The sequence below is a fragment of the Ferruginibacter sp. SUN106 genome (genome assembly GCF_050611765.1).
In the GTDB taxonomy this organism is placed as follows: domain Bacteria; phylum Bacteroidota; class Bacteroidia; order Chitinophagales; family Chitinophagaceae; genus Ferruginibacter.
The window spans coordinates 83,084-108,288 of the sequence record NZ_JBODJC010000007.1; the positions used below are offsets into that span (position 1 = coordinate 83,084).

General features: G+C 37.7%; 23 protein-coding genes and 17 tRNA genes. 36 read left to right on the forward strand and 4 right to left on the reverse strand.

Annotation, left to right across the window (positions count from 1 at the left end):
- Nucleotides 1-21 precede the first annotated feature (21 nt).
- The 3 genes from ACQ334_RS24045 to ACQ334_RS24055 all read left to right on the forward strand — a co-directional run bounded on the left by ACQ334_RS24045 (nucleotide 22) and on the right by ACQ334_RS24055 (nucleotide 2,860).
- Complete coding sequence (locus ACQ334_RS24045) at nucleotides 22-1,134, forward strand: PA0069 family radical SAM protein (protein ID WP_430990843.1); 1,113 nt, start codon at nucleotides 22-24, stop codon at nucleotides 1,132-1,134.
- Nucleotides 1,135-1,151: 17 nt separating this feature from the next.
- Nucleotides 1,152-1,511 (forward strand): hypothetical protein, encoded by a 360-nt coding sequence (locus ACQ334_RS24050; RefSeq protein ID WP_430990844.1) that lies wholly within the window; start codon nucleotides 1,152-1,154, stop codon nucleotides 1,509-1,511.
- 173 nt (nucleotides 1,512-1,684) lie between these two features.
- On the forward strand, nucleotides 1,685-2,860 hold the full coding sequence (locus ACQ334_RS24055; protein WP_430990845.1) for a hypothetical protein: 1,176 nt from the start codon (nucleotides 1,685-1,687) through the stop codon (nucleotides 2,858-2,860).
- An 83-nt stretch (nucleotides 2,861-2,943) separates the two neighbouring features.
- Here the strand turns inward: ACQ334_RS24055 and ACQ334_RS24060 are convergent, their stop codons facing one another.
- Nucleotides 2,944-3,171: a hypothetical protein gene (locus ACQ334_RS24060; protein ID WP_430990846.1), complete on the reverse strand. Its 228-nt coding sequence runs from the start codon at nucleotides 3,169-3,171 to the stop codon at nucleotides 2,944-2,946.
- 208 nt (nucleotides 3,172-3,379) lie between these two features.
- Here ACQ334_RS24060 and ACQ334_RS24065 point away from each other — a divergent pair, with 208 nt between their 5' ends.
- From ACQ334_RS24065 to ACQ334_RS24180, 24 genes are all read left to right on the forward strand, one after another.
- A complete protein-coding gene (locus ACQ334_RS24065) occupies nucleotides 3,380-3,952 on the forward strand; it encodes a hypothetical protein (protein ID WP_430990847.1) in 573 nt (190 codons plus the stop codon).
- Nucleotides 3,953-3,984: 32 nt separating this feature from the next.
- Nucleotides 3,985-4,653 carry a hypothetical protein gene (locus tag ACQ334_RS24070; protein WP_430990848.1) on the forward strand — a complete coding sequence of 223 codons (669 nt, stop codon included), beginning with the start codon at nucleotides 3,985-3,987 and terminating at the stop codon, nucleotides 4,651-4,653.
- The gene (locus ACQ334_RS24075; protein ID WP_430990849.1) at nucleotides 4,614-5,360 is read left to right on the forward strand and encodes a sensor histidine kinase; all 747 of its coding nucleotides are present in this window, start codon (nucleotides 4,614-4,616) and stop codon (nucleotides 5,358-5,360) included. Before ACQ334_RS24070 ends, ACQ334_RS24075 begins: the two co-directional genes overlap by 40 nt.
- An 8-nt stretch (nucleotides 5,361-5,368) precedes the next feature.
- Complete coding sequence (locus tag ACQ334_RS24080) at nucleotides 5,369-6,034, forward strand: response regulator transcription factor (protein WP_430990850.1); 666 nt, start codon at nucleotides 5,369-5,371, stop codon at nucleotides 6,032-6,034.
- 960 nt (nucleotides 6,035-6,994) lie between these two features.
- A tRNA-Pro gene (locus tag ACQ334_RS24085) sits at nucleotides 6,995-7,067 on the forward strand.
- 41 nt (nucleotides 7,068-7,108) lie between these two features.
- Nucleotides 7,109-7,184 (forward strand) — tRNA-Glu (locus tag ACQ334_RS24090).
- 51 nt (nucleotides 7,185-7,235) lie between these two features.
- A tRNA-Asp gene (locus ACQ334_RS24095) sits at nucleotides 7,236-7,307 on the forward strand.
- Nucleotides 7,308-7,314: 7 nt separating this feature from the next.
- Nucleotides 7,315-7,385, forward strand: a tRNA-Gln gene (locus tag ACQ334_RS24100).
- A gap of 11 nt (nucleotides 7,386-7,396) precedes the next feature.
- A tRNA-Gly gene (locus ACQ334_RS24105) sits at nucleotides 7,397-7,468 on the forward strand.
- Nucleotides 7,469-7,480: 12 nt separating this feature from the next.
- Nucleotides 7,481-7,552, forward strand: a tRNA-His gene (locus tag ACQ334_RS24110).
- Between the two features lie 99 nt (nucleotides 7,553-7,651).
- Nucleotides 7,652-7,724 (forward strand) — tRNA-Leu (locus ACQ334_RS24115).
- Nucleotides 7,725-7,731: 7 nt separating this feature from the next.
- Nucleotides 7,732-7,804: transfer RNA gene (locus ACQ334_RS24120), tRNA-Arg, on the forward strand.
- A 10-nt stretch (nucleotides 7,805-7,814) separates the two neighbouring features.
- Nucleotides 7,815-7,886, forward strand: a tRNA-Met gene (locus ACQ334_RS24125).
- A 6-nt stretch (nucleotides 7,887-7,892) separates the two neighbouring features.
- A tRNA-Ile gene (locus ACQ334_RS24130) sits at nucleotides 7,893-7,965 on the forward strand.
- A gap of 13 nt (nucleotides 7,966-7,978) precedes the next feature.
- Nucleotides 7,979-8,050: transfer RNA gene (locus tag ACQ334_RS24135), tRNA-Ile, on the forward strand.
- A 6-nt stretch (nucleotides 8,051-8,056) separates the two neighbouring features.
- Nucleotides 8,057-8,130 (forward strand) — tRNA-Lys (locus ACQ334_RS24140).
- A gap of 109 nt (nucleotides 8,131-8,239) precedes the next feature.
- Nucleotides 8,240-8,311 (forward strand) — tRNA-Asn (locus ACQ334_RS24145).
- A gap of 146 nt (nucleotides 8,312-8,457) precedes the next feature.
- Nucleotides 8,458-8,560, forward strand: a tRNA-Ser gene (locus tag ACQ334_RS24150).
- Nucleotides 8,561-8,569: 9 nt separating this feature from the next.
- Nucleotides 8,570-8,654: transfer RNA gene (locus ACQ334_RS24155), tRNA-Ser, on the forward strand.
- 161 nt (nucleotides 8,655-8,815) lie between these two features.
- Nucleotides 8,816-8,887: transfer RNA gene (locus ACQ334_RS24160), tRNA-Phe, on the forward strand.
- A gap of 205 nt (nucleotides 8,888-9,092) precedes the next feature.
- On the forward strand, nucleotides 9,093-9,833 hold the full coding sequence (locus ACQ334_RS24165; RefSeq protein WP_430990851.1) for a hypothetical protein: 741 nt from the start codon (nucleotides 9,093-9,095) through the stop codon (nucleotides 9,831-9,833).
- Between the two features lie 29 nt (nucleotides 9,834-9,862).
- Nucleotides 9,863-10,351, forward strand: coding sequence for a ribonuclease H-like YkuK family protein (locus tag ACQ334_RS24170; RefSeq protein ID WP_430990852.1), 489 nt, complete (start codon nucleotides 9,863-9,865; stop codon nucleotides 10,349-10,351).
- 52 nt (nucleotides 10,352-10,403) lie between these two features.
- The gene (locus ACQ334_RS24175) at nucleotides 10,404-11,561 is read left to right on the forward strand and encodes an AAA family ATPase (protein WP_430990853.1); all 1,158 of its coding nucleotides are present in this window, start codon (nucleotides 10,404-10,406) and stop codon (nucleotides 11,559-11,561) included.
- Nucleotides 11,562-11,579: 18 nt separating this feature from the next.
- A complete protein-coding gene (locus tag ACQ334_RS24180; protein ID WP_430990854.1) occupies nucleotides 11,580-12,566 on the forward strand; it encodes an RNA ligase (ATP) in 987 nt (328 codons plus the stop codon).
- Nucleotides 12,567-12,597: 31 nt separating this feature from the next.
- On the opposite strand, the gene ACQ334_RS24185 is transcribed toward ACQ334_RS24180, so the two are convergent.
- On the reverse strand, nucleotides 12,598-13,620 hold the full coding sequence (locus ACQ334_RS24185) for a helix-turn-helix transcriptional regulator (RefSeq protein WP_430990855.1): 1,023 nt from the start codon (nucleotides 13,618-13,620) through the stop codon (nucleotides 12,598-12,600).
- A 395-nt stretch (nucleotides 13,621-14,015) separates the two neighbouring features.
- Here ACQ334_RS24185 and ACQ334_RS24190 point away from each other — a divergent pair, with 395 nt between their 5' ends.
- From ACQ334_RS24190 to ACQ334_RS24220, 7 genes are all read left to right on the forward strand, one after another.
- Nucleotides 14,016-15,536, forward strand: coding sequence for a TROVE domain-containing protein (locus ACQ334_RS24190; protein ID WP_430990856.1), 1,521 nt, complete (start codon nucleotides 14,016-14,018; stop codon nucleotides 15,534-15,536).
- An 886-nt stretch (nucleotides 15,537-16,422) separates the two neighbouring features.
- Nucleotides 16,423-16,550, forward strand: a tRNA-OTHER gene (locus ACQ334_RS24195).
- A 334-nt stretch (nucleotides 16,551-16,884) separates the two neighbouring features.
- Entirely contained in the window at nucleotides 16,885-17,703 is an 819-nt protein-coding gene (locus tag ACQ334_RS24200; protein WP_430990857.1) for a hypothetical protein, read from the forward strand.
- A 40-nt stretch (nucleotides 17,704-17,743) separates the two neighbouring features.
- Nucleotides 17,744-18,502 (forward strand): nucleotidyltransferase domain-containing protein, encoded by a 759-nt coding sequence (locus ACQ334_RS24205; protein WP_430990858.1) that lies wholly within the window; start codon nucleotides 17,744-17,746, stop codon nucleotides 18,500-18,502.
- On the forward strand, nucleotides 18,483-19,547 hold the full coding sequence (locus ACQ334_RS24210; protein ID WP_430990859.1) for a DNA polymerase beta superfamily protein: 1,065 nt from the start codon (nucleotides 18,483-18,485) through the stop codon (nucleotides 19,545-19,547). Before ACQ334_RS24205 ends, ACQ334_RS24210 begins: the two co-directional genes overlap by 20 nt.
- Before the next feature lie 10 nt (nucleotides 19,548-19,557).
- The gene (locus tag ACQ334_RS24215) at nucleotides 19,558-20,076 is read left to right on the forward strand and encodes a 3'-5' exoribonuclease domain-containing protein (RefSeq protein WP_430990860.1); all 519 of its coding nucleotides are present in this window, start codon (nucleotides 19,558-19,560) and stop codon (nucleotides 20,074-20,076) included.
- Between the two features lie 86 nt (nucleotides 20,077-20,162).
- Nucleotides 20,163-21,611, forward strand: a complete 1,449-nt coding sequence (locus tag ACQ334_RS24220) for an RtcB family protein (protein ID WP_430990861.1) — start codon at nucleotides 20,163-20,165, stop codon at nucleotides 21,609-21,611.
- 21 nt (nucleotides 21,612-21,632) lie between these two features.
- Here ACQ334_RS24220 and ACQ334_RS24225 read toward each other — a convergent pair whose 3' ends face one another.
- Nucleotides 21,633-22,046 (reverse strand): hypothetical protein, encoded by a 414-nt coding sequence (locus ACQ334_RS24225; protein WP_430990862.1) that lies wholly within the window; start codon nucleotides 22,044-22,046, stop codon nucleotides 21,633-21,635.
- A gap of 11 nt (nucleotides 22,047-22,057) precedes the next feature.
- Nucleotides 22,058-22,291: a hypothetical protein gene (locus ACQ334_RS24230; protein ID WP_430990863.1), complete on the reverse strand. Its 234-nt coding sequence runs from the start codon at nucleotides 22,289-22,291 to the stop codon at nucleotides 22,058-22,060.
- Nucleotides 22,292-22,493: 202 nt separating this feature from the next.
- Here ACQ334_RS24230 and ACQ334_RS24235 point away from each other — a divergent pair, with 202 nt between their 5' ends.
- Nucleotides 22,494-23,954, forward strand: coding sequence for a RapZ C-terminal domain-containing protein (locus tag ACQ334_RS24235; RefSeq protein ID WP_430990864.1), 1,461 nt, complete (start codon nucleotides 22,494-22,496; stop codon nucleotides 23,952-23,954).
- 55 nt (nucleotides 23,955-24,009) lie between these two features.
- Nucleotides 24,010-25,149 carry a DUF559 domain-containing protein gene (locus ACQ334_RS24240; protein ID WP_430990865.1) on the forward strand — a complete coding sequence of 380 codons (1,140 nt, stop codon included), beginning with the start codon at nucleotides 24,010-24,012 and terminating at the stop codon, nucleotides 25,147-25,149.
- The last annotated feature ends 56 nt before the right edge of the window (nucleotides 25,150-25,205 follow it).

Genomic DNA, 25,205 nt, shown 5'->3' on the forward strand with positions numbered 1-25,205 from the left:
TGTAATCAATAAAAAACTTCAATGGAAAATAATAAACTTCAACAAGATCACCATAAAGTATCCGCTAAACCACAGGAAGAATCCGTGCAATACCTCGCCGGCCGTGGCGCACAATTCAATACTAAAAACCGTTTTCTCAAAGATGAAAAAACCCAGGAACATATTGAAGGTATTGATGATTGGGAAGCTACCAATTTGCCCACACAATACATCGAACAACAAAGCAAAACCATTGTAAACAAAGTAGAAAGTAAGGATGTGGGCATGGGCTATAGTATGAACCCTTATGCAGGTTGCGAACACGGCTGCATTTACTGTTATGCCCGTAATGTGCATGAATACTGGGGTTACAGCGCCGGGTTGGATTTTGAACAGAAGATCATTATCAAAAAAAATGCACCGCAGCTGTTGCGTAAATTTTTAATGCACCCTAAGTGGGACGCTACACCCATCATGCTCAGTGGCAATACCGATTGCTATCAACCTGCCGAACAAAAGTATCGCTTAACCAGGGGGTTACTCGAAGTTTGCAATGAGTTTAATCAGCCGGTAGGTATTCTTACAAAAAATGCATGGATACTCAAAGACAAAGATATACTGCAGGAGATGGGGAAGAAAGGTATCGTATCAGCCATGGTGTCTATTACTTCCTTTAATGAAGACCTGCGGCGGATGATGGAACCAAGAACCGTTACCGCCAAACAAAAATTAAAAGTGATCAACGAACTCAGCAGTGCCGGCGTACGCATGGGCATAATGATGGGGCCAATGATACCAGGACTGAATGAACACGAAATGCAACGCATTATGAAAGCGGCAGCAGATAACGGTGCCACATTCACCGCTTATACTTTCATTCGTTTAAATGGCGCTATTAAATTTTTATTTCACGACTGGTTGTATAAAAATTTTCCTAATCATGCAGATAAGGTATGGCATTTGATAGAACAAAGCCACGATGGTAAAGTGAACGACACCCGGTGGGGCGTACGCATGCGTGGCGAAGGGGGCATTGCCGATATGGTAGCGCAGACCTATAAAAAATATGGCAAGCTCTATAACATGAATGCAGAAGAATGGAGTTTAGACAGAAGTCAATTCAGGGTGCCGGGCGGGCAGGGAAAATTATTTTGAAAAGAAAAACATCGATTATGAAAGGCATTACAAGAGAATATTTATTGTATGTGATCAACGACTGCATAAAGATCACTATTCATTACCGCAGGAAAATAGCGGATAATTATTTTGCAAAAGAAATTACAGCAGCTACTGAAGAAGAGCTTATCGATTTTATTGCCACCATTCCATACTTTACCATTGAGCTGAAAGATTTTTTAATGGGCAATTTAACGGTGCAAACCATCATCATCAGCCAGGATTGGGAAAAAGATTTTGCAAGAAAAAGTATTGCCTGGGCCACTAATCCAAAATGGACAGAAACCGATATGTCTTTTTTAGCAACCAATTTTAAGAATGTGGTAGTGGGGGATGCGTTGACGATGCCGTATTAGAAGATCAAGTAAATCTGGCGAAATGAAATTGTTTGAGATTATATTAAACTGTCGTACTAATATAACCCTGATACCCCACTATGACAGCTTGGGATACCGCAGCAAATTGGGCGAACAGAAAAGCTTAAAAAAATAAATGAAAAGTATAAAATACTATATTTAGGAAAAAAATTATGCTATTAAGAAGAATCCTTGTTTTAAGTTTTTTATTAAGCCCGGTAATTGCAAAATCACAAAATATTAAAATTTTAGACTCTATTATAAACACTTCCAGATTAAGTTTCGAAATAGTAAATGATAAGCCTGTAGGCGATGGATGGAATTTTTTAATGAAGCAATATGCCGAAAATAATTATGTGGGTTGGGGAGAGTACCACAATTCTCCTTTAATTTCTTTACTTACTAAAGAAGCATTGGGAGAAGCGGCAAAGAATAATTACAATGCATGGGCAGTAGAGATAAGCCCGATGGCGGCAGCAGCTTTAGAAACTTATGCAATAGATAAATCAGCGTATCAAAAATATAGAAAAGCAAACGAGGTTTTCCAGGGCAAAAATTTTAAAGCATTTACACTAACACCATTTTTTTACACTGCACCCGATTCTTTAATGTTATTGGCTGCTGTAAAAAACAATATAAAACTCTGGGGTTTAGATCATGAGTTTCAACTTAGTTTTCACTTGTATATAAACCAGGCGTATAATAATTTAACCAAAGCCAACCAGGTGAAATGTAAAGCAGCCTACGATTCTGCTATAAAATACTGGTACATGCCTCAGCCTGAAGATATAGATGCAATAATTGGTTTGAGTAAAAGTAAAAAAGATATTGCCGATTTGAACGAAGTAAAAAAAGCAATAGATATTTATACCAAGCACGAAAGAAGAAAAACAATTTATCAATCGTTGAGCTGCAGAACAGATTTGATGAAGCAACACTATTATACTTATTTAAAGGCATTCCAGGCTAAGTACAAAAAAAGCCCAAAAGTATTTTTAAAAATGGGAGATAATCATTTGGCTAAAGGAATAAATATGGAAAAGCAACAGTATGATATAGGCAATATGATTTACGAGTTATCGAAAATGGAAGGCGTAAATTTTACTAATATAGAATTTGTACCCAGGATGAGTAAAGACAATAACGATAAAATAGTTGATGAACTGTCAGACCCTAATACACCTTACTCGCCTTATTTTTTAAAGCAATACAATGCCAACAAATGGATAGTGATCGACCTCAGGCCAATGAGGGCTTTTATAACAAGAACCGATGGCTCAATAGATGAAAACGGATACGAAATAATTAAGAAGTATGATATAATGGTACTATCACCTGAAATAAACTAAAATAAAAATGTCATCGGGGAATATCGAATGCTCTTTCATTCCAAAAAACATTCGATATTCTTAAATTTCACATTCAACATTCTTTACCATCTCCTCCGTAATTTATCCTTCATCAGTTTTAGTTTACTACATAAGGTAATTATCTGCCGGGCATCATCCATTATAGAAAGCCGGTTCAGCGATTCGTTGATCTTTTTAATTTCTTCGGTATAAAACGCAGCCCTGGTTTCAAATGAATCCCAGTTAAAATCAGTGTCGGCGGCGAGTTGTAATGCGGTAGCTCTTTTTTTAGTACCCATAGTCTGTTTCATAACTTTTGCTTTAAGTAATAATTTAAAATAGCTGGCAATAAAAGGTTATTAGGGAGATGCTGCTGTAAAGTTGCATCAGGCACTATTGAAAAACAAGGGTACAGCTACTGATAATATCAGGTAGTTGATACATTAAAAAAACGTAGTTCTACGCATGGGTTTAAGCAGGTATATTTCTACTTTTAATCTTAAGTTAAAAATTCATACCATGCAACAATTTAAAAAACTAGTATCTGCCGTAATACAACGGCCTTTAATGTTACTGCTAATAGCATTAGTTTTTATGGCATCCTGTACCGAAGAAAAAGGGGAAGGGGTTTTTGTTCCTGTGCCTAAAGACACGTCGGCATTGGCAAAGATCGATCACTTTATTTCACGGCAGCAAATAAAAGACTACCAGGCTGCTTTTGCCATGGACAGGGATTCTTTGCAAAAGTGCCGCCCCGGTTTTTCTATTCCTTTCAGTGAAGCTTTTAATAAAAAAGCACTGATTGAGATTTTGCAGATTCCGGATTGCGTAGGTATAAAAGTACTGTATGGCTTGAAGAAAGATGGCGATAGCAGCAGCATGCGTTTGATGCTGGTAGGGGTGGATAGCAAGGGTAACAATTTATATTTACATGAAGATGGTAAATCGCATAAGGTAACCGATGATGCTGGTACTAAAAAAGATACCGCTGCTCCGGCTGCACGTGCTGCAAAATCAGATAGCCGTATGCCTGGTGACAGTACCGGAGGTGTGGAGCAGGGCCAATGCGATCCTCCTTGTACAAGCTATTAAACCTTAAACCTTATCAACTTCGTACCTGATATATGAACAACGAAGTAGTACAATTTATTTTAAGCCTTAGTATAGGCCCTGCCGTAATAATTGGGATAATAAAATTTAAAACGATCGACAAGTCTTATTATCCCTTTTTTTACCTGGCAACAATTTCTTTACTGGTAGAAATTATCAGTTATATCCTTATTGAAAAAGAGCTCTTCACAGTAAAATTGGTAATGATCAATATCTTTTGCCTGATAGAATTTTTCTTTTACACCTGGCTCTTTCATTTATGGGGGTTATTTAATTTTAAGCAACGATATTTTATTTACATAATGGCATCGGCAGTTGTGATATGGCTGGTATTTAGTTTTTACCCGGCAGGTTTTACAAGCCCGAATATGTACTTCAGGGTTATTTATGGCACTACGCTTTTATTTTTTGCAGTTACGGCTTTTAATAAATTGGTTATACAGGACCGTGCTTATTTAGTAAAAAATCCTAAATTCTGGATACTGCTGGGTGTCATTATTTTCTTTTCTTTTTATCTTTTAAGCCGCACCGCCAGTCTGTCATTGTTTGGTATTGATACCAGTAAGCAATTGAGAAGAGGGTTACAGGAAGTTATTGGTTATTCAAATCTAATTGTTAATTTGATGTTTGCAATAGGCGCCTTATGCATACCCAGGAAGAAGAATTTTACCACGCTATTTTAATTGTTGCTTCTGTAGTAGGCATCATACTGTTATATTTTATTATAACGGCTATTGGCTACCATAGAAAAAGCATCCGTATGCATAAAGATAAAATTCAGGCAGAAATTGATACACTGGAAAATGAAAGAAGAAGAATTGCATCCGACCTGCACGATGAACTGGGGCCATTATTATCGGCTGTAAAATTGCAGATCAATAATATAGAAACTGTTGGTGCCGAAGATCAGCAACTGGTAGTAAAATCAAGCCAGCATATTGATAGTATCATTCAAAAATTAAGGGAGATATCTAACAACCTAATGCCCAATACGCTATTGCGTAAAGGGTTAAAAAATGCAATAGACGAATTAGCTGAAACTTATAAGAAAGCCAGTAAGCTGGAAATTAAATTCACTTGCGAACAGGAGGTGAGGCTCGATCAGAATAAAGAAATAAATATCTACAGAATTGTACAGGAAGTATTGCACAATACCATTAAACATTCCGGTGCCAATTTACTGCTGATCAGCTTGCGAAAAGATGACAACCGTATATTGCTTGCAACAGCCGATAATGGAAAGGGGTTTGACTTTTTTTCAACTGCAAAAGAACTTAAAGGCCTGGGGTTGCGTAACTTGCAGAGCCGTGCCGAAGTAATGGGCGGCGAAATGATCTGTAATTCCCAACCAGGAAAAGGAGTTACTTATATTTTTGATATTCCTGTATAGTAACTACAATGAATACACGTATTATTAAAGTTATAATTGCCGACGATCATGAGATATTCAGGGATGGCTTAAAGCTGATGTTGCAAAAGCAACCCGATATTGAAGTAGCCGGAGAAGCAGGCGATGGCAAAGAACTGATTGCACTGGTAAAGGAAATTTTACCTGATGTAGTGATCACCGACGTAAAAATGCCCACCCTGGATGGTGTTACAGCAACCAAACACCTTACTGAACATTATCCTTCTATTGGTATTATTGCATTAACCATGTTTGATGAGGAGGACCTGATTGTGGATATGCTGGAAGCTGGTGCCAAAGGGTATCTTTTAAAAAATGCCGATAAAACAGAAATTATTGAAGCGGTGCATACAGTTGCCAATAACGAACCTCATTACTGTCGCCTTACTTCGCAAAAGCTGGCCAGCATGGTTGCTAAAAGCAGGTTTCAACTGCACCTGAAAAAAGATAAGCCCGAATTTAATGAAAGGGAAAAAGAAATTATTCAATACATCTGCGAAGGATTGACCAATAAAGAAATTGGCGAAAAAATATTTTTAAGTGTAAGAACCGTTGAAGGCCTGCGCTTAAAAATCATTGAAAAGATGGACGTTAAAAATACTGCAGGTATTATCATTTATGCTATCCGGGAACATCTTTATCTACCCAAAATATAATTTTTTCAATACAAATCGGGCCTCTTGGTTTTTATTTTTAACTGCTGCATTTTTTTATTTTCACAAGAAGAAAAAAAATATTTTTATTTTTTTTGAAAAAAATTTGGCAGTATCAAAAAAATAAATTCATCTTTGCATTGCAAAACAAAATTTAAAAACAACAAAACATGTTACGCATACAACTACATATGGAGTCAACAAATTGGTTTAGTCCGAAAGGCTATGATACCAGTTGCGGGGCATGTTACACTGTTGAATAGTACAAAACTAATTCGCTATAACTTAAGCCCCGCCTGAATCAGCGGGGTTTTTTGTTAGTTGTTGCTTAAGGTAACGTAGCCCCACAAGTGGTTACAACCCGGCAGCGGTTACGTGGCAAAGAAAAATTATTTTAAATTAAATCATGCTGATGCACTTTAAACAAAGTATCATACAAATAACAAAACGCCAGCTATTGGTAAAAGGAGAAACTACGTTTATGCCTATAGGTAATAGTATGCCGATTTGTGAAGGTAGAAATGATTATAACATAACACGACTGTGTAAAGCGAATGAGTAAGTAAAAACTTGTTAAGCAGAAGCCCGGTCGTAATTAAAACGACCGGGCTTTTTTTTGTCCGCAAAGGAGGGTGAGATGGAAAATAACAACACTATGCACATGTTGCACTTTTTTAAAATTTTACTGGCAATCGTTCACCTGTTTGTGGCACGAGCTGGTAAAGCCGGAAAAGGAAAGCGTAAGTATTAAATTAAAAAAAAGGGTATGAAATTTTTAATAGTGGTATGGTTTATCAAAATAGTGATCACAACGGTGGATGACTGGATAACCAAAATAAACGAGAAGGAAAACAAAGCAGTATAAAGTATTAGATGCAGAAGGAGGAATAAAGCTTTCCCCGGGAGATGCAACGGGGAAGCTTTTTAAACTTCTTACGCTCTTTTAAATGTTGATAAAAAAATATAGTAGCATTCCAATTGGTTGGATACTCCGCCTGGACCGGAGAGGCTGCAAGTTCGAATCTTGCCTACTATACAAGCTACATGGTCTGACGTCCCGTCTGACCATGTGAAAAGGGTCTATTGGTCTAATGGTTCAGGACATCAAGCTTTCGCCTTGAAAATACCGGTTCGAATCCGGTATAGACTACCAACCCTTGAAACGTAGTGTGCAGTACTGTTTCAGCCGGTACTCCACTATAATGGTTCGTTAGTGTAATGGCTAACATTTCTGATTGTCTATCAGAAGCTATGAGTTCGATTCTCATACGAACCGCAAAAATTATTGAGTAGTGTAACGGTAGCATTTCAGCATTTGAATCTGAAGGCGATAGTTCGAATCTATCCTCAATAACAAAATGAAAAGCAGTATATGCGTTGATGGCGGCGTGCCGGTCTTCCAAATCGGAGGAGAGTGTTCGAATCACTCATACTGCACTTAGTAAATGTTGGCCCTAGCTTATCTGGTAAAGCATCCGTCTGTGCAACGGAAGAACAGGGTTCGAGCCCCGGAGTCAACCAATGCGGTTGAGTGTAATGGTAACATAATACACTTCCTCTTTTCAAGGAGGTAAACATAAGTGTATTGTATCCGGTTCAAATCCGGAAGCCGCACAACAATGGCTGGTAGCCCAACGGAAGAGGCAATAGCTTTAAAAACTATGTAGTATGAGTTCGAATCTCATCCAGCTAACGAAAAATGGTTTATAGTTCAATGGATAAGAATGCTACGCTACGAACGTAGAGATACAAGTTCGACTCTTGTTAAGCCAACGAAAAATAATGCGCTTTGGAGTAATGGTTAACTCAGAAGTCTCATAAGCTTCACATACAAGTTCGAATCTTGTAGGCGCAACAACATTGACCTGTAGTTCAATGGTTAGAGCAAGAACCTTATACGTTCGAGGTTAACAGTTCGAGTCTGTTCAGGTCAACAGAAAATAAAATTGCGGTTTAGCTCAATGGTAGAGCGTTACCCTGATACGGTAAAGGTTATTGGTTCGAATCTATTAACCGCAACAAAATAGTTTCGTAGCTCAATGGTTAGATGCACCGAACTTTTAATTCGGGGGTTGTGAGTTCGAGTCTCATCGGAACTACAGTTTGTTTGAACGGGATTTGGGCGGATGAAAATGATTAAAATAATTATGGATGCTATAATTTTTTTGGTCCCATCGATCTTTAAAAATTCCTGGTCAAACAAATAATGGATGAATAGCTCAATGGTAGAGCAGATGTTTGTTAGGCATCATGTTGAAAGTTCGAATCTTTCTTCATCCTCAAAACCCCGCAGTGCCGATAGATCGGGACAAACCCTGTTGGCGGTTAATAAAATGTGAGTGCGACGAAGAAGGTGATTCGTAGCAGACTGTAAATCTGTTGTTCAAAAGACTTAGGTGGTTCGAATCCACTCACTCACACACGATGGAGAGAGTCCGGTTGGTCTGGGGAGCTGTCTTGAAAACAGTTGACTGTAACAGGTTCGGTTCAAAGAACTCCTTCGGAGGGGTTCGAGTCCCTTTCTCTCCGAAATTTTTTGGAGAGTTGACAGAGAGGTAATGTGCTGGCCCGCTAAGCCAAGGTTGAGGTAACACTCAGGTAAGTTCGATTCTTACACTCTCCGCAAGCGTCCTACTGGCAGACATGGCTGTATGCGCTCGACTGCAAATCGGGAGAAGAAAGTTCGAATCTTTCGCAGGACTCAATAAAAAAATTGTTTGATAACAGGTGAATTCGAAGATGAGGAAATATGGATCAATCAACAAATCTGTTGCAAACAATTATGGATGAATAGCTCCAATGGCAGAGCATTGCGTTGAAGCCGCAACAGTACAGGTTCGAATCCTGTTTCATCCGCAATAAAAATTATCAGTATGATGTAATGGCAGCATGATAGTTTCCAACACTATCTGTCAGGGTTCGAGTCCTTGTATTGATGCAAAAAATATTTTATAAAATTCAAAAAAGAAGTAATGAAAAAAAGTTCACAGTTCATAATGAAGCAGAATACGCAACTGGTGCAATGGCACCGGAGTTTTCGATCGAAACTAAATAAAACATTATGGACACAAAACTTATTCAACAGTATGGAGCAGATATTCTCTCTTACCGTTTACGTACTGCACGGCAAAAGAAACGCATGCAGTACGAAGACTTTGATAAACAACTTATACAATTAGATAAGGAAGAAACCTTATTGTATAGACAACAAAGAAATCTGGGGTGGGAGCCTTTGCACCCGCCTGTACAAAAAGGCTGGGTAAGGTTTTTTGTATTACGGGAAGATGTGGCAAGGAGTAGGTATGCAACTTTCTTTGAAGGAATTCTAAATAAAATAAACAGTTATGACTACAGCTGGCGAAAAGATTTTAAAAAGAAAAAAAGGAGAAGGGGCAGAAAAAGATACGAGGTAAAACCACAATATCTTTTAAAACCTTATGAATACGAGTTTGTGAAAATGGAGTTCAGCGAAATTGAAAAAACATTTTTTCGTGAAGTATGGGAGTTGGATTGGAGAAAACAACCTGTAAAGCGTTACGAGTTTACAGAGGCATGGCGATTTGTATTGAAGGTAAAACCCAATATGATTGATAAGGTAAGAATAAAAGACGCAGAACTGGAATCAAAAATGAGCATCATTGATAATTACCTGGATAGAAATGATTACAGAAAAAGGCAGTGCAAATTGCTTAGAGGATATTATAAGTATAAACACTGGGTAAAATTGGAGCAATATGATGAGGTTGATCCCTATAAAAACAAATCGTTATTACAAATACTTGAAATAATAAAGATCAATTGATGAGCAAATGCTCTTAAAAAAATAAAACAATGGAAACAGATCAGCAGCAATGGAGAAAATTGAATGGCGAAAAAATTCGCATTCCTATTGAGGATGAAGTGAGGAACACTATTGAAAGAGAAAGAGCAATGGGCCACGAATTAAAAGTGTGTATTGGTACCGATAGCCAGGTGAAAGGAAAAGAAACTGAATTTGCTACCGTGATAGTTTTCATTCGTAAAGGTAAAGGAGGATTTATGTACATCTGTAACGAAACCACTTTGCAAAAAATGAGTATTAAACAAAGAATGCTGACAGAAGTAGCTAAGAGTATTGAAGTGGCTTACCCATTGTGCAATGTTTTCAGCAGGTACAGTGTGGATATGGAAGTGCACGTGGATATCAATACCAATCCAAATTTTAAAAGCAACGATGCTTTAAAAGAGGCAATGGGTTATATCCTGGGAATGGGTTTTGCTTTTAAAGCCAAGCCAGATGCTTTTGCAAGCTCCAGTTGTGCTAATAAAATTGTGCATTAGTGCGTCAATAAAAAAATGAAGAAAAAATTTATAAAGAATTAAAAGTAAAAAAATGGGACCGATAATTTTAGTTTTGGGAATGCTGTTGTTGATCTGGATGATTCCGGATGCGAAAGACAGTTTACAAAACATATGGAGACAAATAAAGCAAAAATTTATCCGCAATAAAAATGCGTCCATCTTTGAATCTTATTACATAGAAGTAAAAGCTTTTTACATAAAAGAATTTAAAGCAACACCTTGTATAAGTGCCATTAGTAACATTGATGCAACAAAAGCATACGAGTATATCAATAGCGGACTTGCAGGAAAAATAATGGCAATTTATCAGCGCAATTATTACAGCTGGCAGGATAGCCGGCAAAACTTTGGTACTACGGTATTTAAATTAGAAAATAAAGTGCTGGTAAAGTTGAGCGATGAATATGCAGAAGTTTTGTTTGGTAACAGCAACTATGAGTATGCAAACGCATTGATAACCGCTTTTGCTGCTTTTAAAGTACCGGAAAAAGAAGATCCGTTTGAAATAAATATTATCACACAAACGAGTACAGGTCTTGACTTGAAACAGTTGGAAATAAAACCAACAGTACTGGATATTGACCTTTATTACAATGATGATTTTAAACCGATAGATGCAATTATCAAACAACGATTGGAAAAAGAAAATGATAAGGGAATCATATTACTGCATGGTTTGCCTGGCACCGGTAAAACAACTTACCTGCGTCATTTGATAGGTAGTATGAAGAAAAAAGTATTGTTTGTTTCACCGGGTGTGGCAGGTAATTTAATGAACCCTGAGTTTATTGACCTTTTGATCGACAATCCCAATGCGGTACTGATCATTGAAGATGCAGAGAATATCATCATGGATAGAAAATTCAGCAGCAATAGTAGTGTAAGCAATTTGCTGAACATTAGTGATGGCTTATTGAGTGATTGCCTGAATGTGCAGATCATTTGCACTTTCAACAGCGCATTAAGTATGGTAGATAGTGCATTGCTGCGAAAAGGTAGATTGATAGCGAAGTATGAATTTGATAAATTGAATGCCAGTAAAGCGCAAAGGTTAAGTGATCATTTAGGATTTAAAAATAAAATTCATAAATGCATGACGATTGCTGAAATAACCAATCCTGATGATATGGAAGTAGAAAAACCGGCAATGCAGGTAATGGGTTTTAGAAGGGAAGCCGTGATGAATTAAAAATTTAAAAATAAACCAATGAGACAATTAGCCTCTATACAAAAAATTAAAAGAATTGAATCAATACCTGGTGCTGATGCTATCGTTAAGGCAACAGTATTGGGCTGGCAACTGGTTGTAAAAAAAGGTGAATTTAATGAGGGTGATTTTTGTGTGTATGTAGAAATAGATGCTTTACTGCCTGATAAAACCGAGTTTGAATTTATGAAACCAAGGGGTATGAGGGTAAGGACAGTAAGATTGAGAGGCCAGGTTTCTCAAGGTATTTGTTTCCCGCTTTCTATACTTCCGCAAAATTTTTCTATTGAAGAAGGATTGGATGTAACTGAGGTTTTGGCAATTGAAAAATATGAACCGCCGATACCGGCAAATTTATCTGGTATTATGAAAGCTGATTTTCCTTCTTTCATTCCTAAAACAGACGAGACAAGAGTACAGGTACTGCAAGAGTTATTGGATAAGTTTAAAGACGAACCATGTTATATTACCGAAAAGCTCGACGGCACATCAGTTACTTATTTTATTAAAGACGGTGTATTTGGTGTATGCAGCAGAAACCTGGAACTGGTAGAAACTGCAGATAATACTTTGTGGAAATTAGCACGGGAAATGCAGGTAGAAGAAAAATTGCGTGCAGTAAAAGCCAATTATGCTTTACAGGGTGAAGTGATTGGAGAGGGTATCCAGGGTAATAAATACAAATTGAAAGGACAACAGATTTTTTTCTTTTCAGTTTTTAATATTGATGCTTACGAGTTTTTAGATCATAATGATTTTGTGTTACTGATTGAGGAGTTAGGGTTTAATACGGTACCGGTTTTAGAAACTAACTATTCCTTGTCTGTTTCAATTGAAGCATTGGTAAATAAAGCGATAGGAAAATCTGTTTTGTATAATGTGGACAGGGAAGGAATTGTAATAAGGCCGTTGGTAGAAAAAACAGATACTATAGGAAGGGTTTCTTTCAAAGCAATTAATCCTGAATTTTTATTGAAGTATGAATAAAGTGTGGTGATGTATGCAGGCCGGAAGTATTTTACTCCTGGCCTGCTTCATACAGCGCTGCCATCAAACGCACTTTTCTTTTCATCTGCCTTACAATATTGTTGGGTGATAAAACTTTAAGCCCTTCGCCAAAACCAATGAGCTCACGTTCCATTTCAAAATTGGGGATTACTTCAATACTGAAATGTGTACCACCCTGCACTTCCTCCACAATTTTTTGTGAAGCATGAATAGGTTTGGTTTTGATGTAGGGCGCATGATAGGTACTGGCCCAAAATAAAATAGTAGTGGGTTTTTCGGCATAGTTACGGGTAACACCAATGATGTTATCAAAATAAGTGTGTGGTTCAAATTTTTTGTGCTGCACAAAAAGTTCTTTGTCTTGTGGTGTAATATTTTGAATACGGTCCAAAGCAAAAGTGATAATTTCTTTGCCTTGTTTTTTCATGCCGAGGATAAACCAGCGGTTGCGGAATTCTTTAAGCAGGTAAGGATAAAAAATAATGTCACTTGCCTGCCTGGCTTTAAAAGATTGGTAGGTCAGCAGCAAGGTTGTTTTATTTACTATGGCTTTGTATAAAATATCCAGCCATTCAATACCAGTGAGCAGATCGTTTTTTTCAAAATCAATTACTGAGGCTTGTTGGTTTTGTTCGCTGTAAATTTTGTCTTCCAGCTTGTTTACCATTTCGCTCACTTCATTAAAGTGGCTGAAACCTTTAAACTGTCGGAGCAGATGCGATACCTCCTGTAATATGCCCAGGTCTTGCGGAGTAAGCGGACTGTTAGCAATGGAATACTCTGCGTCTTCATAAGTATAAAACTTTTTGTCTTTTACTATGATGGGTGCATTGTATCCCAAAGAATCACTTCGCATGGCATTCAGATCTAAGCGTATAGTACGCATGCTGATATTAGTGTACACGCCTTCATACTCATACAAGGCTTCATTGCAGGCATCAATCAAATCCTCGATGGTCCATTTGCGGCGGCGGTTTTGCAGGCATTTGTCAATGGTGCGGTAACGGATGAGGGCATTACGGTTTACAGGCATGATGAAACTTTTTTTAAAAATAACGAAAATATTTTTTACTGTGCAAATAGATTGCACAGATGCGTTGGAGGTTTGTATTGTCAAAGCAAATGACATAGTTCTTTACAAACATTCTTTAGCATAAAAGGAAGTGCTGCGGAAAAATTAAACGTATCCGTGGAGTGGCCGGAAGATGGCGTTCAGACTGCTCGTTTGAATGAATAGAGTTTACAGTGCACCGAAAATTAGCCAATTAGTAGGGAAGCGTATTTACAGCCGGCCTGTTGCGAAAGCAAAGTGTGAGTTCGAATCTCACAAGGATGACAAAAAAATAAAAAATAATTTTTACTGTGCAAATAGATTGCACACATAGGTTTGAGATTTGTGTTATCAAACAAAAACAAAGGAGGTTTACAATGATGTTCAATTTAAAATTAAAAGGCAAAGCAAAAGAAACTGTGAATTACGAAGGCGAAAAAGCATTTGTATTAACACCACAACTGGAATTGTACACTGCCGTAGCCACAGCCGCATTGAGCGACCAGTTTTATGAAAAAGCTGCTGATAAGCTGGTACGTATCAGGGAGCTGATTGCAAAAAATGATGCTGCCTTTGTTGCAAAACTGGCTATCTATGCAAGAGAACAAATGTACCTGCGTAGCATTCCATTGGTATTGGCAGTAGAATTGGCTAAACAACACAGCGGTGATGCAATGCTGAGCAAAATGACCAACCGTGTGGTACAGCGTGCCGATGAAATTGCAGAGTTGCTGGCGTACTACGCTTTGGCTAACGAACGTAAAAACGTAAAACAGCTGAACAAACTGAGCAAGCAATTGCAAAAAGGCCTGGCAGATGCTTTCAATAAATTTGATGAGTACCAGTTTGCAAAATACAACAGGGATGCACAGGTAAAACTGAAAGACGCCTTGTTCCTGGTACACCCAAAAGCAAAGGACGAAGCACAGCAAATACTGTTTAATAAAATAGTAAATGATGAATTGCAAACTCCATTTACCTGGGAGGTAGAATTGAGTGCTGTTGGTCAGCAAAAGTTTGACACTGTGGAATTGAAGAAAGCAGCAATAAAAGCAAAATGGGAAGAACTGATCTTTAGCAACAAGTTGGGTTATATGGCTACTATGCGTAACCTGCGTAACATACTGGAAGCTGAAGTTAGTAAGGAAGCATTGAATAAAGTATGTGCCTACATCGCCGATGAAAAAGCTGTAGCCAACAGTAAGCAATTGCCTTTCCGTTTTTTGGCTGCCTACCGTGAATTGAAAATGCTGGACAATGGCCGTGTAGGTAAAGTGCTGGATGCTTTGGAAACTGCGGTATTGAACAGCGCTGCAAACATTGCAGGTTATGATGCCGATACCAAAGTGTTGATAGCAGCTGATGTAAGCGGAAGTATGCAAAGCCCTATCAGTGCAAAAAGTAAAGTGTTGAATTTTGATATCGGTTTAATGCTGGCAATGCTGTTGCAAAGCCGTTGCGATAATGTGATCACCGGTATGTTTGGCGACACCTGGAAAACCATCAGCCTGGCTAAGAAAAACATACTGGCCAATGTGCAGGAGTTTTACAGCCGTGAAGGTGAAGTGGGTTATGCTACTAATGGTTACTTAGTAATAAAAGACCTGATGAAGCGTAACAAGGCAGTGGATAAAGTGATGTTGTTTACCGATGGCCAGTTGTGGAACAGCAACAACAGCGGCGAAAATATTGCAGCATTGTGGAAGCAGTATAAAAAAATAGCACCACAGGCAAAACTGTACCTGTTCGATCTGGCAGGCCATGGCAATGTTCCATTAAATGTGCAGCGTGATGATGTGTACCTGATAGCAGGATGGAGCGATAAAATCTTCAATGTGCTGAAAGCTATTGAAGATGGAAGTGATGCAGTGAAGATGATAAATAACATAACCCTGTAAAAACAAATCAGTATCCCGGTAACCCCGGGATACTTTTAAAAAAGTTCTTTGATTAAAAAATAATTTGATTCTCTTAAATGGAATATGATTACGGTAAGCACTGCCGCAGGCAGCTTATCTTAATCACATTCTCAAAAGAAAGTAAGGATGTCGTTAGAGATGGGTTACTTCGTCTCCAATAAAGGGCCAAGGGTCTTCACGATAATATCGGGAGGAAGAGGTGCAACTCCTCAGCTTGACAGCGGCCATACTCATTTCGTTTGTTACTCCTGAAATTATTTTGAAAGGTGTCGTAGAGAAGAAATACTTCGTTGTACGCAGGTTCGAATCCTGCTGTGTACAGTAATGTACATATTGCCGAGTGGCTAGGTAAACGGCTGAAAAGCTTTTTTCTTTTCGATCAGTTACTCTTTCAATTTTTTTGAGGTGTCGTAGCACAGCGTTACTTCGGCAAGAGCGTTGCAGTAAAATGCAGAGGCCGCAGGTTCAACTCCTGCTTTTTCAATGCAAATTGAATTATAGCTCAGGGAAAACAGTCGCTGTTCGATTTATAACCCTCAATTATTTTAAAAGCTTATTCAGTGTGTCGTAGCATAGTGTTACTTCTTTAAAGGAAAACAAAGCCACTAAGCGGTTGTTACCACTGATTTTATATATCATTACAGGTGTCGTAAAAAAGAGATACTTCGTGTGATCATTAGGTTGCCGGTTCAAGTCCGGTCTGCATACCAACAACAATTTTACATGTATGCAGTAGCTCAATTGGTAGAGCAAATGAATAGACTCTTTTTGATTTTTTACCCTGTACAACTTAATCGGGTGCCGTAGATAAAAGTTACTTCGACTATTAATCGACAGGTCGCAGGTTCGACTCCTGCTCCCTTATTTAGGGATAGCTCAGTGGTAGAGCCGTTTGCTTTTATCGTTTTTTGCCCCGGTAAATACCAGGTGTCGTAAAGTAGCGTTACTTCGATTATTACTCGGCCGGTCGTGGGTTCGAATCCCACTCCTCAACTTGTTGGGGATAGTTCAGCGGTTAGAACAGCTTGTACGCTATTTGAATAGTTACCCTGATGTTTTTTATTTTTACTAAGCAATTGCATCAATATTTTGCATTGTCTTAGTATTTTGATTTGTGTGGGCATTTTGTATTGCCCTGGTCTTCAGACCAGGGATAATTTAAAAACATAAATGGCTTTAGCCATCCATGTTTTTCTTTGGAACAAGCTTTTGGAATGCTGCTCATCATCGTTGTGTCACTCACTTGTACGGCATACCTTTATTGAGCTTTTATAGAAGCAGAGGAGGTATTTTTTCTTTTTATGGGTTAAATAATAAATAAAATTATATGCAAGATTTATTAGAAACTGATGTTAAAAATATATTCGACTTTTATCGTTCTTCAGTTTTTTCAATTTCAAACGATCTTCACTTTTGGAAAGTTTTTTTAGATAGTACAATTGAAAAATCTTACAAAGAAGATACCAAGAGAAAACACTTTGAGTCGATATTTTCTGTTTATGATTTGTCTCATAATTCTCCCGACGGGCTTTTAAAAACTTACAAAGAAGTATTTGAGATTTCTAATCAAAATCTAGATGGGTACAAAAAAAGATTTTTTTCGTGGATTATGAATTTAGCTGTAGTCAAAATCTACAATTCTTGTGAATTGCTTCTATTACGGACAATTCAGCTTGAATATTATCCATCATTGGGTAATCCTTTAGAAAGTAAAAAAAATGGAGATAAGGTTAGTAATCAAGTAAAGCGATTTTTAGTGGCTGTAGATAGTAGGAACAATAGACATCTCGTAGAATTTTTGAAACGAAAATCTATCTTATTTGAAGAGTTTTCACGTCAAGAAACAAGGCTGTCATCGGATACAAACTGGATACAGTTTTTTGAATTCATTTCTATTTTACGACACATTATAGTTCATCAAGGTGGGATTATTGACAAAGATGCTTTCAATCTAATTAAATCAGTGTCTAAGAAGACCTTTGAAGATTTCTTTAATTTACAAGAAGATAAAAATGGGTATAATGTTTTAGAACCGAAGGATGGGGATTATTTTTTGAACTTTGTAAATCTAATTAATGACTTTTCTCTTAATACTGCTAAGTTCGTTCTTGGTAAAAGAGATTTGGCTTTTTTAGATATGTATTGATTAATTTAAGTGCATTTAAAGACAAGAAAAGTATAAAGCAATGCAAAACATAAAACACATACTAACCGAAATAGAGCGAAAGAAAAACATCAAAATACTCTATGCCTGCGAAACAGGCAGCAGGGCATGGGGTTTCCCTTCGCCGGATAGCGATTTTGATATCCGCTTCATGTACATGCATGAAAGAGACTGGTATTTATCGTTGAGTGTAAAAAAAGATACGGTAGAGATAATGGACGGTGACCTGGATATAACAGGATGGGATCTGAAAAAATCTTTAACCCTGCTTAAAAAATCCAATGCAGCATTGATAGAAAGATTTAATTCGCCGATAGAATATTTTTCAATACCAGGCTTTAGAGATGAATTTAAGGAGCTGATAGCAGGTTATTATTCACCCATCGCAGTTTTCTTTCATCACCATTCCCTGGCAAAAAACTTTTGGGAAGAATTGAAAGATAACAAAGAGCTGAAACTGAAAAGTTATTTCTATTTAATAAGGTCTTTACTTTCCTGCAACTGGATAGTAAGAGATAATACCGTTTTGCCCATGCACATAGAAGGCCTGATGAAATATGTAGATGAAGAATACAAAGAAAGATTGAGAACATTAATAGTATTAAAATCAACTGTTGGCGAAAAGTATTTGCATAAAAAAGATGAAAAGCTAAATGAATGGATATTGAGCTTGTTTGAATACATAGAAGCCGGAAAAGAAAACCTGGCTGTAAATAATGCCGGCATGGGGTTACTAAATGATTTCTTTTTAAAAATGTTGTATGCAAAAGCTGACCATTGATTGGATAAAGGATAACGGATTGCTGGTTTTTGAAGTAATAACCGGCAGCAGGTCTTATGGATTGGATACGCCATCATCGGATACCGATATTAAGGGAGTGTTTGTGCTGCCGAAAAACATGTTCTATGGTTTGGAATATACAGCACAGGTAAACAACGACAGCAATGATATTGTGTATTACGAATTGAAACGTTTCATGGAATTGCTCTCTAAAAGCAATCCCAACATATTGGAGATGCTGAATGTGCCCGATAAATGTGTATTGCAAAAACATCCCATCATGAACATGTTGCAACCGGAAATGTTTATATCCAAACAATGTGAACAGAGCTTTGCCAATTATGCTTTTACACAAATAAAAAAAGCATACGGATTGGAAAAGAAAATTGTCAACCCTGTTGAAGAAGAAAGAAAATCGGTATTGGATTTTTGTTTTGTATATGAGGATGCAGCAGTGCCATTAAAAAAATACCTGGAAGAAAAAAGGCTAGACCCAAATAAAATAGGCCTGGCAGTTATAGCGCATTTACGGGATTGTTACAATTTGTATTATTCCGGCGAATTGAATTATTCCGGAGTGGTAAAAAAAGACAATGCTAATGATGTAAGTTTAAGCAGCATTCCCAAAGGCGAAAAGCCTGTAGCGATGTTGTACTTTAATAAAGATGCGTATTCTATCTATTGCAAGCAATACAAAGAATATTGGGATTGGGTGGCAAAGCGCAATGAGCAACGCTACGACACTACAATGCTGCATGGCAAAAAGTACGACTCAAAAAATATGATGCATGTGTTCAGGTTGTTGCTGATGGCAAAGGAAATTGCTGTTGAAGGAAAAATAAATGTTTTCAGGCATGACAGAGATTTTCTGCTGGCAATAAAAGAAGGCAAATTTGAGTATGATGAGTTGGTACAAAAGGCAGAAGCGTTAAAAAATGAATTGCCGTTGTTGTATCAGCGATCAAATTTAATGAATGAGCCTGATGTGGAAGCCATTAATGAATTGCTGGTGAAAATGAGAGCAGCGTATTATTTAAAATTTTAAAAACAAAACAATGAGTTACATTATAGTAGATGTTGAGTCAGACGGCCCTATACCACATCAATATTCGATGGTATGTTTTGGAGCCGTAGTGCTGGAACCAACATTAAGCAAAACATTTTACGGTAAAACAAAACCGATTTCGGAACAATGGATTCCCGAAGCATTGGCAGTAAGTGGTATCAGCAGGCAGGAACATGAACAATTTGAAGAGCCGGAGAAAGTAATGGAGAATTTTGCAAAATGGTTATCGGAGAATTCAAAAAATCGTCCCATTTTTATCAGCGATAATCCCGCTTTCGATTGGCAATGGATCAACTGGTATTTTCATACCTACCTGGGCAAAAACCCTTTCGGTTTTTCAGCAAGGCGCATTGGTGATCTGTATTGCGGCATGAAGATGGATACCGGCTTAAATGCAGAATGGAAAAAATTATTTCGTAAAACAACACATGATCATAACCCTGTAAATGATGCACTAGGAAATGCCGAGGCTTTGCTGGCGATGAAAGCAATGGGATTGAAGATATAAACCACAAAGCCACAACGAACAGGAAGAAACACAAAGACTTAGTGTTTCTTTGTGCCTTCGAGTCTTTGTGGTTCAAAAAATAAAAAATGAGCAAATTAAAATTAACTGGAAAACAGATCCGTGCTATTGGCTACGAAGAAGGGCCGGTGGTAAGTGTGGCCATGCATACCATGTGTACCCACTTCAAACATTCAACTGAAGAAGAAGCTTTAGCAATATTGAAAGATGTATTAGCTGCTCCAGAAAATTACCTGGCAGATGAAGTATTATCTAAAATTGCAGAAAAATTAATTGTTGTAGAAGAGGAAGTAGCAACAGAAATTCCGCTGCATGAAAAAGGAGTAACATATAATGTCTTTGGTGCAAAACATATTGAAGAAGGCGCTTTAGCACAAATGCAGGTGGCGGCTAAATTACCTGTAGCAGTTGCCGGTGCGTTAATGCCCGATGCACACCAGGGCTATGGTTTACCCATCGGCGGTGTGCTGGCAACCAACAATGCCATCATTCCTTATGCAGTAGGTGTGGATATTGGTTGCAGAATGTGCCTTAGCATTTTCGCTATTGATCCGGATGAATTGAAAAAAAGAGAAGCTAATTTTCAAAGAGAATTAGTAGCCAATACTTTGTTTGGCGCAGGAAGAGAATTTACTGAAAGAACAGAGCATGAAGTATTGGACAGAAATGAATTCACTGATATTGCTTTCTTGCAACCATTGCAACATAAAGCATTAAAGCAATTGGGCTCTTCCGGTAGCGGTAATCATTTTGTAGAATTTGGTAAAGTAGAGATCACTGATGTCAACAACCCGATGAATTTACCAATTGGCAATTATGTTGGTTTGTTAACCCATAGCGGAAGCCGTGGATTGGGTGCCAACATTGCTAATCACTACACACAAATTGCCATGCAAAAAACTGTGTTGCCAAAAGAAGCGAAACACCTGGCGTGGTTGGATATGAATACTGAAGAAGGAATGGAATATTGGTTAGCGATGAACCTGGCAGGTGATTATGCAAGTGCTTGTCACCATACCATACATGCAAAAATTGCAAAAGCCATTGCCGAAAAACCATTGGCAAGAGTGGAGAACCACCACAACTTTGCATGGAAAGAAATGTATGAGGGCAATGAAGTGATCGTTCATCGTAAAGGAGCCACTCCTGCTGGTAAAGATGTACTGGGAATTATTCCAGGCTCTATGACTGCACCAGGTTTTATTGTAAAAGGTAAAGGTGAAACGGCGGCATTAAATTCTGCTTCTCATGGTGCCGGAAGAAAAATGAGCAGAAGCAAAGCGCTGGCCAATATTACGCATGAAGCATTGAAAAAAGAACTGAAAGATCATGGTGTAAAATTAATTGGTGGCGGCCTGGATGAAGCGCCTTTTGCTTACAAAGATATTAATGAAGTAATGCAAAGCCAGACCACATTGGTAGATGTGCTGGGTAAATTTTATCCTGCAATTGTGCAAATGGACGGTAGTGATCCTAAAAAATTCAGGAAGAGAAAAGAGGAAGTGACAGGTGAATAACCTGTTACTTTTTTGTAAAGGTCATGATACGGAAGACTCCTGTTGTTCCATTGTAACTTCACTTACATTAGTCACTACATAACGGCAACCATTACAAGCTGCAGCACCTTCCTGCGAAAACCAGCGGCAGGTCTTCCTGATGGAACAAGCCGGCAGGTCGTTGTTGGCAGGGATGGTTTCTAAAGCCAGTACTGCTTTTATCACGCCACATTCCTTTCCTGTCCATTGCCTGCAACCGCTTTGTATGCATTTATTACTAAACCTGAAGCGGCGTTCCAGCGATTCATTATCTCCTGCATCTTCTAAAAACTCAGGTGTTACCTCAATAGGTGTTCCAAAAAAACCTACGGTTCCGGAGGGGTTTACCACACCTAATAAATTTGAACCAACCTGCCCCAATGAACTGGGACAGGTTTTGTTTTGATTCTTTTTCATACTACTAACGTTTAAAATTTCTTAAATCCGCCTGCTTTAAGTGAAGGCAGATCTTTAAAATTTTTCAGCCAGATGCCCAGCCATTCAGGATTTTTCATCCCCCAGATATTTTCTTTTGGGAAAGCCCGGGCATTTTTAGCAATGTAAGAAGTAGCGGTAGCAGTAATTGCTTTTTGCAAGCCATCAGCTTGTGCCTTTGAAAGTTCAACGCCATCCAATTGCACTTTGAAAATTTGTTTTGCCATAATGAATTAGTTTAAAAATATGTGTGGTAAAAGTATTGTGCCTGTATAATTGCTGCAATACCCTAAACTGGTATTTCTTTGGAAAAACCCGGAATCGGTGTTGTAAAAAACGAGGAACTTATTGTGCTGGGAAAAACACTGCGTTTAAATCGTTTGGGGGCTGTTTTATTTTAAACTATTTTTACCAGCGTAAAACAAATCAATGCTTACTACAACAGACAGAATAAAAGAACTCTTTACAACGTATTCAAAAGATGCCATTAGTTCAATTGATAAACTGCCGCAGGCGGGAAGTGAAAGGCATTATTTCCGTATTCATACCGCAGACAAAAATTATATTGCTACTTATGGTGCCAATATAAAAGAGAATGATGCCTTTATTTATTTTTCGGAGCATTTTAAAAAGAAGGGGCTTGCCACAGCGCAGATACTGGCCATCAACAAAGAAAAAGACATTTATTTACAGCAGGATTTTGGTGATGTATCATTACTGAATAAACTGGAAGAATATGGCTATACAGAAACGGTGTATGCATTGTATAAAGAAAGTCTGCACCAATTAGCATTGCTGCAGGTAAAAGGCCACGAAGGGTTAGATTATAAAAAATGCCTTACCAATAGTTCTTTTGGTAAAGAAGCCATCATGGCGGATCTCTTGTATTTTAAATATTATTTTTTAGATGCTTTGCGCAGGCCTTATGATAAACAAAAACTCATCAAAGATTTTGAAGCACTAAGCAATTATTTATCGCATACAGAGTATAAGTTTTTTATGTTCCGAGATTTTCAAAGCAGGAACATAATGGTGACAGAAGATGCAGCGGTTCACTTTATAGACTACCAGGGTGGCATGAAAGGTGCACCGCAATATGATGTGGCTTCATTACTTTCACAGGCAAAAGCAAATTTACCTGAAGACTGGAAACATAATTTATTAGAAGACTACATTAATTCTTTTGAAACTATTGTAGGAGAAACGGTAGACAGAGATGTGTTCCGGAGTCAGTATAATGGTTATGTGTTGATACGTTTGTTGCAAGTACTGGGTGCTTATGGTTTTCGTGGTTTGTTTGAACGTAAAGCACATTTTTTAACGAGTATTCCGTTGGCATTGCAGAATTTAAAATCGTTTATCACCAATCAGAGTATTGGTATTTCAGTGACAGAATTTAAAAAAGTACTGGAGCTTTGTATCAGTGATGAAGTGATTGAAGAATTTACTCCGGTACAAGCAAACGATGATACACCGCTGGTAGTTACCATTAATAGTTTTTCTTTTATTAAAACCGGTTATCCCAAAGATGATACTGCCAATGGCGGTGGTTTTGTTTTTGATATGAGAGGGATTCTGAATCCCGGAAGATTTGATGACTATAAACATTTATCCGGTCTTGATAAACCGGTAAAAGATTTTTTAGAACAACAAACCAAAATGCCTGAATTTTTGAATAGTGTATACAGCATTATTGATATTTCGGTGGCAGATTATATTAAAAGAGGGTTTGAACATTTGACGATCAATTTTGGTTGTACCGGCGGGCAACACCGTAGTGTATATGCTGCGGAAGCGATTGCAAGGCATTTAAGAAATAAGTTTAAAGTAAAAATTGTATTGAATCACACAAACAAAGACAATTGGAAAATGCAGCCCCCCCGCCCCTAAAGGGGAGCTTTGCCTTAAATTTGCTACAGGAATTAAAATAGAAAGTTAGTTATAGATGAAGACTGGAAATAGTAATATGCATTACGGGGCTTCTAAATTATTATTTCAGAGAGCAGAGCAGTTAAGGAAATTTTGTACATGGGAAGAAGAAATTGTCTGGGCTTATCTGTCAGGAAATAAATTGGGAGTAAAATTCAGAAGACAGCATCCAATGTTATTTTATGTAGCCGATTTTTATTGTCATCAAATAAAGCTGGTAATAGAAATTGATGGAGCTGTTCACAATAAAGAAGATGTAAAAATAAATGATGTAATACGACAAAAAGAAATTGAGGCACTTGGTATAACAGTAATCCGTTTCACAAATTCACAAGTAAAAAATAGTATTGAAAAAGTAGTGGAAACCATCAGCAAAAATATAACAGCGTTACAAAGTATCAGAGACCAAAGCTCCCCTTTAGGGGCGGGGGGGCAGGAGCTTCGTGCAATAATATTTTCGGCAGGCCTTGGCACCCGCTTTAAACCCTGGACTGATACTCATCCTAAAGCATTAGCGATTGTAAATGGTAAATCTTTATTGCAACGCAATATTGAATATTTACAGCAATACGGTATTACAGATGTAGTGGTAAACATTCATCATTTTCCTCAGCAGATTATTGATGCCATAAATCAAAATAATGGTTGGGGAAGTAATATTATAATCAGTGATGAAAGTGATAAAGTGTTGGAAACCGGTGGTGGCTTAATGAAAGCAAAAGATTTACTGGTGAACGGCCAACCGTTTTTTTCATTAAACGTAGATATCCTTACCAATTTAGATTTGAATAAGCTGATGGCTTTTCATCAGCAACATAAACCATTGGTTACATTCGGTGTAACTAACAGAAAGTCATCAAGGGTTTTATTATTTGATAGTGATAACCGTTTGTGCGGTTGGAAAAATGTGCAAACAGGTGAAACAAAAACCTCTATTGATAAACCCGGGCTTATTGAAAAAGCGTATAGTTGTGTGGTGATTTACGAACCGCAAATTTTTTCTTTGATAAGACAGCAAGGCAAGTTTTCTATCATGGATACTTACCTTGATTTAGCTGCAGAGCATGTTATACTTGGTTATGATCATAGCGGTGATGATTTAGTAGATGTAGGTAAGCCGGAAAGTGTTGCTGTTGCAGAGAAATTATTTCCTTAGGGTGGGTCACCCCAATAAGGGTGGCTCACCCGGTCACTTTTAAGAGTGGCCGCCTT

What these genes read in the sequence shown, in the direction of transcription:
- ACQ334_RS24045 (WP_430990843.1), top strand. Translation starts at nt 22, where the DNA reads ATGGAAAATAATAAACTTCAACAAGATCACCATAAAGTATCCGCTAAA.
- ACQ334_RS24050 (WP_430990844.1), top strand. Translation starts at nt 1,152, where the DNA reads ATGAAAGGCATTACAAGAGAATATTTATTGTATGTGATCAACGACTGC.
- ACQ334_RS24055 (WP_430990845.1), top strand. Translation starts at nt 1,685, where the DNA reads ATGCTATTAAGAAGAATCCTTGTTTTAAGTTTTTTATTAAGCCCGGTA.
- ACQ334_RS24060 (WP_430990846.1), bottom strand. Translation starts at nt 3,171, where the DNA reads ATGAAACAGACTATGGGTACTAAAAAAAGAGCTACCGCATTACAACTC.
- ACQ334_RS24065 (WP_430990847.1), top strand. Translation starts at nt 3,380, where the DNA reads ATGCAACAATTTAAAAAACTAGTATCTGCCGTAATACAACGGCCTTTA.
- ACQ334_RS24070 (WP_430990848.1), top strand. Translation starts at nt 3,985, where the DNA reads ATGAACAACGAAGTAGTACAATTTATTTTAAGCCTTAGTATAGGCCCT.
- ACQ334_RS24075 (WP_430990849.1), top strand. Translation starts at nt 4,614, where the DNA reads ATGCATACCCAGGAAGAAGAATTTTACCACGCTATTTTAATTGTTGCT.
- ACQ334_RS24080 (WP_430990850.1), top strand. Translation starts at nt 5,369, where the DNA reads ATGAATACACGTATTATTAAAGTTATAATTGCCGACGATCATGAGATA.
- ACQ334_RS24165 (WP_430990851.1), top strand. Translation starts at nt 9,093, where the DNA reads ATGGACACAAAACTTATTCAACAGTATGGAGCAGATATTCTCTCTTAC.
- ACQ334_RS24170 (WP_430990852.1), top strand. Translation starts at nt 9,863, where the DNA reads ATGGAAACAGATCAGCAGCAATGGAGAAAATTGAATGGCGAAAAAATT.
- ACQ334_RS24175 (WP_430990853.1), top strand. Translation starts at nt 10,404, where the DNA reads ATGGGACCGATAATTTTAGTTTTGGGAATGCTGTTGTTGATCTGGATG.
- ACQ334_RS24180 (WP_430990854.1), top strand. Translation starts at nt 11,580, where the DNA reads ATGAGACAATTAGCCTCTATACAAAAAATTAAAAGAATTGAATCAATA.
- ACQ334_RS24185 (WP_430990855.1), bottom strand. Translation starts at nt 13,620, where the DNA reads ATGCCTGTAAACCGTAATGCCCTCATCCGTTACCGCACCATTGACAAA.
- ACQ334_RS24190 (WP_430990856.1), top strand. Translation starts at nt 14,016, where the DNA reads ATGATGTTCAATTTAAAATTAAAAGGCAAAGCAAAAGAAACTGTGAAT.
- ACQ334_RS24200 (WP_430990857.1), top strand. Translation starts at nt 16,885, where the DNA reads ATGCAAGATTTATTAGAAACTGATGTTAAAAATATATTCGACTTTTAT.
- ACQ334_RS24205 (WP_430990858.1), top strand. Translation starts at nt 17,744, where the DNA reads ATGCAAAACATAAAACACATACTAACCGAAATAGAGCGAAAGAAAAAC.
- ACQ334_RS24210 (WP_430990859.1), top strand. Translation starts at nt 18,483, where the DNA reads ATGCAAAAGCTGACCATTGATTGGATAAAGGATAACGGATTGCTGGTT.
- ACQ334_RS24215 (WP_430990860.1), top strand. Translation starts at nt 19,558, where the DNA reads ATGAGTTACATTATAGTAGATGTTGAGTCAGACGGCCCTATACCACAT.
- ACQ334_RS24220 (WP_430990861.1), top strand. Translation starts at nt 20,163, where the DNA reads ATGAGCAAATTAAAATTAACTGGAAAACAGATCCGTGCTATTGGCTAC.
- ACQ334_RS24225 (WP_430990862.1), bottom strand. Translation starts at nt 22,046, where the DNA reads ATGAAAAAGAATCAAAACAAAACCTGTCCCAGTTCATTGGGGCAGGTT.
- ACQ334_RS24230 (WP_430990863.1), bottom strand. Translation starts at nt 22,291, where the DNA reads ATGGCAAAACAAATTTTCAAAGTGCAATTGGATGGCGTTGAACTTTCA.
- ACQ334_RS24235 (WP_430990864.1), top strand. Translation starts at nt 22,494, where the DNA reads ATGCTTACTACAACAGACAGAATAAAAGAACTCTTTACAACGTATTCA.
- ACQ334_RS24240 (WP_430990865.1), top strand. Translation starts at nt 24,010, where the DNA reads ATGAAGACTGGAAATAGTAATATGCATTACGGGGCTTCTAAATTATTA.